Annotated in this window: 8 protein-coding genes and 2 pseudogenes; 6 read left to right on the forward strand and 4 right to left on the reverse strand. The window is 54.4% G+C overall.

What is annotated here, in order from left to right; genetic code table 11:
- The first annotated feature begins 80 nt into the window (after nt 1-80).
- The 5 genes and pseudogenes from ACR1XY_RS18885 to ACR1XY_RS18905 all read left to right on the forward strand — a co-directional run.
- Nucleotides 81-1,226 (forward strand): adenylate/guanylate cyclase domain-containing protein, encoded by a 1,146-nt coding sequence (locus tag ACR1XY_RS18885; RefSeq protein WP_480595467.1) that lies wholly within the window; start codon nt 81-83, stop codon nt 1,224-1,226.
- A 205-nt stretch (nt 1,227-1,431) separates the two neighbouring features.
- Entirely contained in the window at nt 1,432-2,277 is an 846-nt protein-coding gene (locus ACR1XY_RS18890) for an enoyl-CoA hydratase/isomerase family protein (RefSeq protein ID WP_480595468.1), read from the forward strand.
- Entirely contained in the window at nt 2,277-2,684 is a 408-nt protein-coding gene (locus tag ACR1XY_RS18895) for a nuclear transport factor 2 family protein (protein ID WP_480595470.1), read from the forward strand. Before ACR1XY_RS18890 ends, ACR1XY_RS18895 begins: the two co-directional genes overlap by 1 nt.
- Before the next feature lie 202 nt (nt 2,685-2,886).
- A complete protein-coding gene (locus ACR1XY_RS18900; RefSeq protein WP_480595471.1) occupies nt 2,887-3,738 on the forward strand; it encodes a 2OG-Fe(II) oxygenase family protein in 852 nt (283 codons plus the stop codon).
- A 228-nt stretch (nt 3,739-3,966) separates the two neighbouring features.
- Nucleotides 3,967-4,116: pseudogene (locus tag ACR1XY_RS18905) on the forward strand (NAD(P)H-dependent oxidoreductase); the annotation flags it as partial.
- Nucleotides 4,117-4,172: 56 nt separating this feature from the next.
- Here ACR1XY_RS18905 and ACR1XY_RS18910 read toward each other — a convergent pair.
- From ACR1XY_RS18910 to ACR1XY_RS18920, 3 genes and pseudogenes are all read right to left on the reverse strand, one after another.
- Nucleotides 4,173-4,336: pseudogene (locus ACR1XY_RS18910) on the reverse strand (IS6 family transposase); the annotation flags it as partial.
- A 265-nt stretch (nt 4,337-4,601) separates the two neighbouring features.
- Nucleotides 4,602-5,687, reverse strand: a complete 1,086-nt coding sequence (locus ACR1XY_RS18915) for a ParB/RepB/Spo0J family partition protein (protein ID WP_480595472.1) — start codon at nt 5,685-5,687, stop codon at nt 4,602-4,604.
- Nucleotides 5,680-7,065 (reverse strand): AAA family ATPase, encoded by a 1,386-nt coding sequence (locus ACR1XY_RS18920; RefSeq protein ID WP_480595473.1) that lies wholly within the window; start codon nt 7,063-7,065, stop codon nt 5,680-5,682. The genes ACR1XY_RS18915 and ACR1XY_RS18920 overlap by 8 nt, the downstream gene beginning before the upstream one ends.
- A gap of 581 nt (nt 7,066-7,646) precedes the next feature.
- On the opposite strand from ACR1XY_RS18920, the gene ACR1XY_RS18925 reads away from it, so the two are divergent.
- Nucleotides 7,647-8,906 carry a replication initiation protein gene (locus tag ACR1XY_RS18925; RefSeq protein WP_480595475.1) on the forward strand — a complete coding sequence of 420 codons (1,260 nt, stop codon included), beginning with the start codon at nt 7,647-7,649 and terminating at the stop codon, nt 8,904-8,906.
- Between the two features lie 38 nt (nt 8,907-8,944).
- Here the strand turns inward: ACR1XY_RS18925 and ACR1XY_RS18930 are convergent, their stop codons facing one another.
- Nucleotides 8,945-11,251, reverse strand: a complete 2,307-nt coding sequence (locus ACR1XY_RS18930; RefSeq protein WP_480595476.1) for a Tex family protein — start codon at nt 11,249-11,251, stop codon at nt 8,945-8,947.
- Between the last annotated feature and the right edge of the window lie 942 nt (nt 11,252-12,193).

A 12,193-nucleotide genomic window follows, 5' to 3' on the forward strand; every position in this document is an offset into this window, starting at 1 on the left:
GTGTAAGTCTGCTCAGGCGCAGCCGGTTCGACCTGAACCTGAATCAACAATGCACCCCGGAAGACGTCGGGGATTGGCTGTTGAACGCAGCAGTTCTGACTAAGGACACCATCGACCTCACAAAAGAGTTTGCGGAACGGTTGGTGCAGGCCGGGTTGGGTGTTGGTCGTCTGAGTCTCAATGTTGGAACATTGCACCCGCAAGCCTTTGGATATGCGTGGAACTGGAGCACGACCGACGGGTTTTGCGATGAGATCCAAATTGGTGAGGAAGCCCTTTATTCTGACGGCTACAGAAAAAACCCTCTTTTCAACGTGATGGAGTACGGCCGAATGGTTCGGGTGGCTCTTGAAAACGATGAAGGCGAAGCGGCAAGCCCTCTCATGAAAAGTCTCGTTAAAGAGGGCTTCTTGGAATATGTGGCGCTTCCGATATCTGCGAGCTGCGGCAGATTTAATGCCATCACACTGGCCACGCGACAGCGAGGCGGATTCGAAACGGAACAACTGGAAAATTTGACCCTCCTAATCAAGTTGTTCGGTTTGCATGTAGATCGACACGTTGCAGAACGGATTACGAAGAACATCTCCCATACCTATCTTGGATGGGAAGCAGGCGAGCGCGTTGCAAGCGGGACGATCCGGCGGGGAACGGGCGTTCCGATCAGGGCAGTTGTATGGAGCTCTGATATGCGTGGTTTTTCTACGCTCTCGGAAAACATGGACAACCAATCCGTCGCAAAGGTGCTCGATCACTACTTCACAGCCATGGCAGACGCTGTAAATCAGCATGGCGGCGACATCTTGAAATTTATTGGTGACGGTATGCTCGCCGTGTTTCCAATTGCTTCTTTTGAAACGTCTCAAAGCGCCGCCCAAGCGGCTGTTGAAGCCGCGCGACAAGCGCTATCCGAGCTGGATTTACTGAACGTGCGCATGCGTAGTGAAACGGCTTGGACTCCGCTACATGCGGGCATTGGTTTGCACTTGGGTGAAATTTTCTTTGGAAACATCGGTGCGGCGCAGCGATTGGATTTTACCGTCATTGGCGAGGCCGTAAATGTAGCAAGCCGAATTGAGGGGTGCTGTAAAATACTGAAACGGAACCTGCTGTTCTCTTCAGAGGTCGCATGCCTTCTCGATGATGAGGTTGAGTCTCTGGGTACGCAATGCCTCAAAGGAATGAACAAACCAGAGCAACTGTTTTCATTGCCTTCAATGGTTTGAAGCTTGGTGATGACCATATTTTCAAGTTGAATATATAAGAAAACTAAATACTGAAATCTATTTAGGCGTATTTATAAAACAGCTCCAGCGAATAGATTGCGCTTCGGGTGAGGTGCTGCTCAAGAACCGCTTCGCCCTTAGGGAAATGCCAACCTCCAAAACCGTTCATGTCCGAACGGTTCGAAACAGGAAATGAGGAACCCAAATGAAGTATGAGAACTTCACCACGTTCAACGTGAAGGTTGAGAACGCAATCGCCACCGTCACGTTCGATTTCGGATCCGTAAATGTCCAGGGTCAGGAAATGCTGGCTGATCTTAACAGCCTCGCGATGCGGCTGGAGAGGGACCGCAACGTCAAGGTTGTGGTCTTTGAATCCGCCAATCCGGAAATCTGGGTCTGCCACTACGACACTGAACTTTTGAAAGACATGTCGACCGAGGCCGTGTCGCGCGATGAAGCCCAGTTGCTGGACCTGCAAGCCGTCTGCGAAAGGATCAGCCGCGTACCGCAGGCGACGATCGCAAAACTGGAGGGTTTCGCCCGAGGTGGCGGACACGAGCTGGCACTGGCGCTGGACATGCGCTTTGCTGCGCGCGGTAAGTTCAAGTTTATGCAGATGGAGGTCGGCATGGGCATCCTGCCCTGCGGCGGAGGTGCATCACGCATGGCCCGTCAAACCGGTCTGGGTCGGGCGCTGGAAATCATCCTCAGTGCGCAGGACTATGATGCGGACGACGCGGAACGGTTCGGCACAATCAACAAGGCGCTTGATCCTGACGAGATTGGACCATTTGTCGACGCGTTGGCCAAACGCATTGCACAATTCCCAGCGGAGTCGATCAATGCCTGCAAACAAATGGTCTACGAGTCCATCGACAAGCCAATTGATGAAGCTCTGAAAGCCGAAGCCTATTGGCTGTATCAGGCAACCAGCAAAACCCCTGCGGTCAAACGCTTTGCTATCGCAGATGAACAGGGACTGGAGCATGACATCGAAAACCAGCGCAACTGGGGCGAACTGGTGATGAAGGTTCAGGACATCAACTGATGTCCGCCACCCAGAACAAAGAAACCGTTCAATGCTTTTTTGAGCGGTTTTCTGAAACCGATGTGGAGGGGGCACTGGCCTTGCTGGACGCAGAAGTCGTTTGGCAAGCGATGGGCCTCAAAAGCAACCCACCTGTGGATACACGGATGGATCGAGAAGGAATAGCCGAGCTTATCAAAAAGATGCGTGAAAGAATGCCCAGTGGCCTTCAGCTTACGCCAACAGGCTGGACTGTCGAGGGTGATCGGGTCGCGATGGAAATGGAGTCCTACGGGACCAAAGTGAACGGAACTGTCTACAACAACTTCTACCATTTCTTGGTGACGTTGAAGGACGGAAAGATCACTGCAATCCGCGAATACATGGACACGCTGCACCTGAAGCAGGTCCTGATCGACGACGTCTGACCAAAGTCAGCACATCTGACGGGCGCTTTCTATATCCAGTCGTCGTTAGGCAGTGGACCCGGTGCCCGCGATTTTTGGATAGCTTCACTTGACGCTGCGGCGCTGAAGGCGGCGCAGCCTCCCACAAACGGAGACTAATGTAATTATGTCAGTCACTTCACTGGACCGCGCTCGTACAATTGAGCGACCTACGCGAGAAGAGATGCTTCAACGCGCACCCTCTGTTCAACAATTCTGGACTAAGAACCGTGACTTATTCAAAGACGCCTGGACTGATTGGGAAAATGCAGAGGGAGGAAAGCACGTGCTTGACCCGTCCCTTTTTGATCCACAATTGCGCGAAGCTGTTGAGCAAGCATGGGACGACCCGACCAAAGAGGCGGCAGTTCGGGACCTGTGGAAAGAAGTTTTTCCAGGTGTTTACGCGACACAGTTCTTTGACCCACAACGACTTGCCGTTCTAAGGGACTACCTGGACAAGGTATCCCGCGCGGATATTCCGCTGCGCCCTCCTTATGGGATCGTGCTGAACCGGGGCGGTGCGCTTCTTGATCCGCGCTCGGAAGGGTATCTTGCGGCCCCAAGTTTCCAAGCGTTTTATCAAGAGCTGATGGACGGCTATATGAGGCCCGTTTCTCGCCTACTGTTCCCCGACATTGTCGGCTATGACACGCAGACCTTTGGTTTCTCCATTCGCTGGCAAGAAAACAAAGATACCTCGCTGCGCCCGCATACTGATGCGTCCGCTGTGACGCTGAACATCAATCTGAACCTACCGGGCGAGGATTTTTCAGGGTCAGCCGTCAGCTTTTTTGACAATCAAACGCGTCAAGTCAGCAAGCTTACATTTGAGCCGGGGACTGCTTTGATACACCACGGTAGTGTCCCTCATGCGTCCGAACCGATCACCAGTGGCGAGCGCTACAACTTTGTGCTCTGGCTGTATGGTGAAAACGGTCGGATTCCACCTCAAGGGGCAGAGCACAAGGAAATAGACGCGCGTCAGCGGTGGACTGTGCCAGCGCCCTCAGCCGACAGTTTTGCACCGTTTTAACAGAGCCGTTGAATCAATTTCACCGGTGCAGAAAAGCGCCTCGCCAGTCTGCACAGCGTCACCAGGTTACAAAATTGTGCCTGGTTGCGGTGCGACTGACGAGCCGCGACATCCAGACTTAACATCGTGTCACCTGCAGAAACCACAACAGAAAAAGGGGCTATGATGTCCAGAATGATCGTGTACTTCGGCCATCCTGGGCAGCGCCATAGCCGGGCAAATTAGATCATGGCAAAAGCGGCAAAGGCCGTCACGGGTATAACCTTCGTTGATCTGTACGCCGAATACCCCCGCCACGACATAGATCTCGAGAAGGAGCAGCGTCGCCTGCCGGATCACGATGTGATCCTGTTTCAGTTTCCACTGTATTGGCACTCAACGCCGAGCCTTCTGAAAGAGAGGCAGGAACTCGTTCTGCAACACGGGTTTGCACACGGTCCCTTACGCCTTCGCGCTACGTCGGCGATCACACTAGCGTGTTTATCACCCAACGGTTCAGCGTCGTGAGATCTGCCGCAGCGTCACGCTCGGACATGGTATCTTCAAGATCACAGTACGACACGCCGTATCGGACGTAGAAGAACACAGCAAAGAGGATCGCATCCTTGGGATATTACGCGCCTTTGAAGGAGATCATGAACTGACTTTCGACCAGTTGGGACCGAAAGCCATCCACGCGCTAAACCCCAGCGCGTCAACAGCCATAACTTTGTAACAGAACCCCCATCTAGGATGCACACCAGCACATAAACGACGAATCCCAAAACCAGCTATTTAACGCAAATTCGGTTTTATGCGCTAAATTATCGCATTTTGCGCATCAGTGAGTACCCAGCTGTAACTCCGGTCACTTTTATCTAAACTCAGGTTTCGTCGCCAAACCCCTCGAGGTATTCGACAAGCTGCCCCACGATGACCTGTGCGTCTTCAGCTGAGACATCCTTCCCGCGAATGCGAATGCGCAGCTCATCAATGGAAACCTCAGCCAGGACATCGCCTCCCCCAGACAGAGCAACAGGCGACAGCCGCTGTACCTGTTGAGGACGCCCCCCACGTGCCTTGTCCTTGGCCTGAGCGGGTGATGTTTTCAGGGCGGCTTCCAGCAAGGCCCATTCCGATTTTGGATCCAGGTCCCCTGCCCCGGCCAATGCCTGACGCAGTTTGGTTTGCGCCCCGTCCCGCAACGCCGAGGCCAGTTTCAAGCCAGACTTCTCAGACAAAGCAACCGGATGTTGCAACAGGTCACCCAACGCTTCATGCACCATCGCAAAGCTGCGAACCTTGGATCGCTTTGCCTTGGACGCTGCTGCAAACAGGACATCGACGGCGGCTTCGGTCGACGCAAATACCCCCTGCCCCGAAGCCAGTACCGCGATGCGGCCGCGCTCATAAGGGCTGAGATTTGCCCTGAGCTCGTTCTCTTCAACCATGGACACGTAGGAGCTCTGACCAGAACCCGCCTCGCGGATAAATGCTGGAATGTCGTTAAAACGCGGATCCGTTTTAGAAAGGCGTCGAAAAGCGTTCAGACGTCGGAACCCCGAAATCAGTCCATAACCTTCCCCATCCTTTGTCACTTCAATCGGAGTACGCAAACCGTGAACTCGCAGCGACTCCAACAATTCGCCCATGGCATCTTCGTCTTCGACCATGCGGTCTCGGCGAATGAAGTCCGCGTCAATCTGATCCAACGGCAACCGTTCGGCAACCAAACCCGCATCCTGTGCGTCTCGCCAACGGGCTGCATCTCCTTGATCCTGCGCGAGCGCCAAGCGATCCGTGACGGCGGTCATGCCGTTCAAAGTCGCGGCCTCAGCCGCAACCTGCGCAATCGGAGGAGTGGATGATTTTGTCTCAAACGGGCTGATAGAGGGTTTCGCCGCGAAACCGGCCTCAAGCTGCTCCAGTTCCGAAGTGTCCGGAGCGGTCAATCTTCTGCGTTTAGCCATCTGCTTCTCCTCCCATCTGAGCATCGCGCCACCAGCAGCCGATCAAAACCTGCTTGAATTCGGCATATGTGCGATCGAAGGTCTCTCGACCCCGTACGTAGGTGTCCCGGTTGAAATCCCTGTAGTCGGCTTCATAAATGCCATTGACCTGCTCTCCGGCTTGCCCAACCAATGCTGTATAGTCCTGCCGGTAGGCGTTCATAAAATCACCGAAATACGCCTGAATCACGTTTGCCATGTCGGTCTGTTGGCTGGCATCGAACCGAGTGATGATTGCCCTGACCACGTCCCATTCGAACTTGAGTTCGGGCAAGCCTGCCGCCCTCTGGGCCGCGTTTTCACCATCCTCAATGCTTGCAAAGGTCGTATAGAGCATGTCGAAGAACCGGCCCGTCGAGTCAAATTCCAGGAATGACGCTCCCAGGGGGACCAAAAGAATGTCAGCTGCGGCCAGGGCATTTATCGTTAGGTACCCAAGTGCAGGAGGCGTATCGAGGAATACGATGTCATAATCGTTCAAGACGCCTTCGTCATTTAGGAAGTTGGTCAAACCGTCCCAAAGCGGCCAACTGCGCAGGCCCATACGCCACACTGGGATCTGAAATTCAGCCCAGTAGAGGTTCAACTGGGCGCCTATCAGATCGATGTTGGGCCAATGCGTCTTTTGAATTACGTCCCGGGGCAGGGTGTTCAATGCTTCCTGCAAGGTCTCATCCAGAGGTATTTCAGGCTGACCTGCAGCATTCCGTACTCGGTTTTCTTCCTGCACGGCCCGCGCGTAATCCTTGGCAATCAGAGGAAATACAGTTTGCCATTCATCCGCAATCTTCCCACCCAGAATGGAGGTCATCGACCCCTGGCTATCCAGATCAACAACCAGCACTTTGTACCCGTCCAACGCGGCAGACATGGCCAGATGCGCGGCAGTCGAAGTCTTTCCAACGCCTCCTTTGAAATTAGCAACTGCAACAACTTTTGCCGGTAGCCCTTCTGGCCGATACGGCAAGTACTCTTTGGTACTGACCCCCTCTGCGGCGAAGTGTTTTCGCAGCGCAAGCACTTCTTCAAGAGTGAACCACTTCGAACCGGCTTCGCCTTCTCCCTGGGGCAAGTCCGGGTTGGCTTTTAGAACCCGGCGCAAATGGGCCGGAGCCACTGGGATGAGATATTTGGTGATCTCCCAAATCGAAAATCGGCGCAGCCGTTTCTCGCCATCCGGGGCGTATCCACGACGGGCCAAATCTTCGCGCCCTTTGGCACAAAATGTAGCGGCTTTTGCGAATCGTGAGGTCCCGATAGGATCGGGTAGCCTTTCCGCTGCAAGCTCGGGATCCAGATTCAAATAGGGCGGCAGAGGAGGTTGCGTAGATTTATTCACTGTCGATGCCTCAGATAATGTTCGCCTTACCGGCGTATATTGCCCAACATAGCGAACATTTAGCGGCGAGGCTATCCTTTGAACGCGGGTTTTCCACAGAATACGGGCTCAATGCTCGGTTTCGTCGCGAAACTAGATGAAAAAAGAGCACACAAGACCAACAAAGAGTTTATTATTTTTAGAAGTTTTAGATTCTTTGTGAAAAAAAACACCAAATAAAACAAATAGTAAAGGTAGTTTGAGTGCCTAAATACAGGACCAAAGGTACCCGGTTCCGGTTTCAAAGGAACCCATATACAGGGTGAAAGGTGCCGGTTCTCGGGAGGAAGAGACCCGATTCGCAGGGTCCTGAAATTTGCGGCAGTTTAGACACTAAACCCGGTCTTCTTTTTGTTGAGATTTTGGTGATAGAGATCATTTGAAGAGATTGCGCATACCAGTTTTGTGGATAACTTGGGTGAAATCGGCATAAGGTACCCGAATACGGGATTCCTCTCCTCCTGTATATGGGTACCCAAATTGAATTGATCCGCAGGTACTTTTCATGCCAGAAATGTCAAAACGAGCAGCCGGGCAGAATCATGCCGGAAACACAATTGGATATGGATCAGCTTTCCGGTGCCTTACGCCGGGAGACGGTCAAGAAAAACGTCGCCGCAATTCATATCAGCGGCAAGCTTACGTTGCTGCAGCGTAAGCTATCCAATGTCCTATTGTTGAACGCCTATGACGCTCTGACCTCCGCGCCGACGCATACGATTGACGCACGAACCCTAGCGATGATGGTCGGTTACAATTCCAATGATTTCGATACGCTGCGCGCCAGTTTACGGGCGCTGGCAGAGACCGTTGCCGAGTGGGATATGCTGGACGAACAGGGGCGGCAGGAATGGGGAGTGTCCTCGCTGCTCAGTTTCGCCAAGCTGAAAAACGGGATATGCGAATATGCTTATTCGCCAGCTTTGGCTCAGAAATTGTACGACCCTAAAATCTATGCGCTGATCAATGTCCAGATCCAAAGAAATTTCAGCTCGGGCCATGGTCTGGCGCTATATGAGAACTGCTATCGTTTCGTTCGAACCGGGTCGACCGGGTGGTGGGCGCTGGATGTTTTCCGCAAGCTTATGGGGGTTGATAGCAGCGATTACTACAGCAGCTTCAAGCACCTCAATGCGAAGATCATCAAGCCTGCAGTTGCGGAGGTGAACAAGAGCTCGGACATTCTTATCGAGCCTGAGTTTCAGAAAAAGGGGCGCACGGTCACCGATATCCGGTTTTTGATAAAAGGAAACCCGCAAAAGGCGATGTTCGAAATCGACGACAGCGATGGTGTCCGGAATCTGCAGGTTTATAAGACCCTGCGCAAGCAGGGTGTGTCGGACCGGCTTGCACGTCAATGGATCTCTGAACATGGCGAGGACTACGTGCAGCAGAAGTTGGATTATGTCAGTGGACAGGGCGATGTGAAATCCACGGTGGGGTATTTGTCTGCGGCTTTGCGTGACGATTACCAGCCAACGGAAAAAGAAGTTCCGTTTGAACCCAGCCCCGAAGCCGTTGAAGCCGCGCGTGCGCGCGAGGCCGAGAAGGCGCTGGAGGATCAAGCCTATGCGGCGCGCGCCGCGGAACGGACCGAGAGGTCGCGCAAGTTGTCCATTGTCGAAGAACTGGTTTCGCGGCGAAACCCCACACAGAGGGACGCGGATAAGCGGCTGTTCCTGGCCGGGCTCGATAATGACTTGGATCGGGAACATTTTCGCGCTCATGGTTGGCGTTCGGGATTGAACGCCAACGCCATCTTCGATTTCTGGGAAGAGCTTGAGCCGGACGCATTCGCCTAAATGTCAGGATGCGGGACTGCGTACAGACCCTCAGATTATCAACGGTTCTTCATCGCAGACTTAAGGGCATCCGCAAACGCATTGTTATGCGCATTTTCTTCATACTTTGCGCGTTGCGATCCTTTGGCTTCTGTGCGGGTAGGGCTCTTTTTCGGGCCACGGTTAGCCCGATCGTCGCGCGCCGAAGCACCGCCATCCTTCCGCATCGTCAGGCCGATCCGTTTACGGGGAACATCCACTTCGACCACGGTGACTTTGACGACCTGCCCGGTTTTGACCACTTCATGCGGGTCCTTGACGAACCTGTCGGCCAGTTGGCTGACATGCACCAACCCGTCCTGATGCACGCCGATATCCACGAAGGAGCCAAAGGCGGCGACATTGGTAACGGTACCTTCCAATACCATCCCCGGTTTCAGATCAGTGATGTCTTCAACGCCATCGGTGAACGAGGCGGTGACAAAACTTGGGCGCGGATCGCGGCCGGGTTTTTCAAGTTCCGTAAAGATGTCCCGCACGGTTGGCAGACCAAAAGTATCGTTGACGAATTGCTCGGCCCGCAAACCTTTCAAAGCGCCGTCATGGCCCATGATCTGACGAATGTCGCGCCCGCAGGCCGACACAACCCGGCGTGCCACGTCGTAGGCTTCGGGGTGCACCGAGGAGGCATCCAACGGTTCCGAGCCGTCGCGGATGCGCAAAAAGCCCGCACATTGCTCATAAGCGCGAGGGCCGAGACGCGCCACTTTCAACAGTTCCTTGCGAGATTGAAACGCACCATTCAGGTCACGGTGAAGCACGATAGCTTCGGCCAGGCCAGGTCCCAGGCCTGAAACATGAGAGAGTAGGGGGGCCGAAGCTGTATTTAGATCTACACCTACCGCGTTCACAACGTCCTCGATCACCGATGCCAGGGATTGTGACAACCGATGCTGATCCACATCGTGTTGATATTGGCCGACCCCAATCGACTTGGGTTCGATCTTGACCAACTCTGCCAGCGGGTCCTGTAACCTTCGGGCAATGGACACGGCACCGCGTAAGGATACGTCGAGATCGGGAAACTCGCGTGCAGCCAGTTCCGAGGCGGAATAGACCGACGCACCGGCTTCGGACACAATTACCTTGGTGGGGGCTTTAACGGTTTTGGGCAACAGCTTCAGTGCGTCGGCCACCATCTTCTCGGTTTCGCGGCTGGCGGTGCCGTTGCCAATGGCGACCAGTTCGATCTTGTGGATCGCTATCAGGTTCAGGATGGTCCGCTGCGCGCCGCGCATATCGTTTTTGGGCTGGAACGGGTAAAGCGTGTCGGTCGCTACCACCTTGCCCGTGGCATCCACCACGGCGGCCTTGACGCCGGTCCGGATGCCAGGGTCCAGACCCAGCGTCGCCCGCGCTCCGGCCGGTGCAGCAAAAAGCAAGTCTTTGAGATTGCGGGAGAAAACCTGAATGGCATCGTCCTGAGCGCGGCTGCGCAGGTCCGCCATAAGCTCGACCATCATCGATAGGGACAATTTCACCCGCCAAGTCCATCCGGCCACTTTGCGCAGCCACACATCGGCGGGGCCATCGCCGCGTGTATGCAGATGGGCGGCAACGATGGATTCGGCGCGGGCCGCACCCGCTTCGGGTTCGGGCCCGATATCCAGCGTCACGATCCCTTCTTTCGAGGCCCGCAGCATCGCCAGCGCACGGTGCGACGGAGTTTTGGCCCAAAGCTCTGTGTGGCCGAAATAGTCGCTGAACTTGGCGCCTTCTTGCTCCTTACCGTCGATCACTTTCGAGGTCAGCAAGGCCTCGCGCTGCATGAAATCGCGCAGGTCGCCCAGAAGGGTGGCGTTTTCGGTCAGCCGCTCGGTGATGATGTCCCGCGCGCCGTTCAGGGCGTCTTTGGTGGTCGGCACCGCCTCGGTCACGTAGCCCTGGGCCAGAAATTCGGGGTCGGAGGACCGGTCGGCCAGAATGGCATCGGCCAACGGCTCCAGCCCGTTTTCCCGTGCAATCATCGCCTTGGTGCGGCGCTTGGGTTTGTAAGGCAGATAGATGTCTTCCAGTTGCGCCTTGGTATCGGCTCGTGCGATGGATTTCGCCAGATCGTCGGTCAGCTTACCTTGATCCTTGATCGAGCCAAGGATCGTTTCGCGCCGTGCTTCAAGCTCTCGCAGGTAGGTCAAGCGGTCGGACAAGGTGCGTAGTTGGGTATCGTCTAGCCCGCCGGTCACCTCTTTGCGGTAGCGGGCGACAAAGGGGACGGTGGCTCCTTCGTCCAGCAGTTTCACCGCTGCGCCCACCTGTTCGGGGCGGGCGTTGATCTCGGTGGCGATGGTGCGGGCAATGCGGTCCAAGGGGGCCTCCTGAAAATGTCTGGCGGACCTTCTTAGCCAGCAGTGCTTGCGAGGAAAAGGGAAAGGAGGCCGCCGGAGCGAATTTGATTCATTGGCTCCAATTAGAGCATCCTTGTCGGGATCGGCAGGGCAGGGTGGTCACCCCAACTGGGCAGTCATTATTTCCACTGTCTGAAAGGTAAGCTGAGTTTGTCCAGGAAACTCAGAAACATGCTGATCGAGTTCTCGAGCTTACTGTACTCCGGGGCAAGGTTTCGGCCGCTCCGGGTCACCTCAAGGAACTCGTTGCAGACGATAGCGCGATCTCAGAGTTGATGGTCACTGTGCGGAATGTCCTGCGCCGCAAACCGGACGCAAACGTATTCGGCGAACCTTTGTCTGAAATCTCTGTGGAAATCTCCGAGATAACAGGAGGCGGTACGAGAAATTTGAGGGGCACAAAGTGGATTCTTTGAGACCAATAGTTAAGAAAGAAGAACACTTTCAGATTCAAGTTTGTCCTGATCAAATGAAACGTAGCATTCCACGATTGTGCTCAGAATTGCGCTTTGCGAAGGATAAGGCGCATTGTGATCGACTTATGGACTCCATGGCAGACCAACTACAACTTGGCGAGGCTTGGTATGCTATGAAATCCACCCATGGATCAGCATTACGTTTCATGGTCCCTGGCTATATTGCCCAGCGGGTCGAGGCGATACGATGCTTCTGCCGCTGGGTTAAGCAGCGCAATATTCTCCAAAATTATCCTTGTAAATCTTCCATCGTATGGAATAAATGCAAGGTATGATCGAGCGTGGCGACAGGAAATCAGTTGAAGATTCTTTGGAGAACCAGGCGGGCGTAGTCCTGCTAGGCTCAGGACCCATTGATTTCCGTATAGCGGCGTGATTCACGGTTCGAAAACGAGCGGTGAACATGTCTGATCTTTTCTGGCTTACA

Source organism: Ruegeria sp. AD11(2025), from assembly GCF_056542405.1.

What these genes read in the sequence shown, in the direction of transcription:
- ACR1XY_RS18890 (WP_480595468.1), top strand. Translation starts at nt 1,432, where the DNA reads ATGAAGTATGAGAACTTCACCACGTTCAACGTGAAGGTTGAGAACGCA.
- ACR1XY_RS18895 (WP_480595470.1), top strand. Translation starts at nt 2,277, where the DNA reads ATGTCCGCCACCCAGAACAAAGAAACCGTTCAATGCTTTTTTGAGCGG.
- ACR1XY_RS18900 (WP_480595471.1), top strand. Translation starts at nt 2,887, where the DNA reads ATGCTTCAACGCGCACCCTCTGTTCAACAATTCTGGACTAAGAACCGT.
- ACR1XY_RS18915 (WP_480595472.1), bottom strand. Translation starts at nt 5,687, where the DNA reads ATGGCTAAACGCAGAAGATTGACCGCTCCGGACACTTCGGAACTGGAG.
- ACR1XY_RS18925 (WP_480595475.1), top strand. Translation starts at nt 7,647, where the DNA reads ATGCCGGAAACACAATTGGATATGGATCAGCTTTCCGGTGCCTTACGC.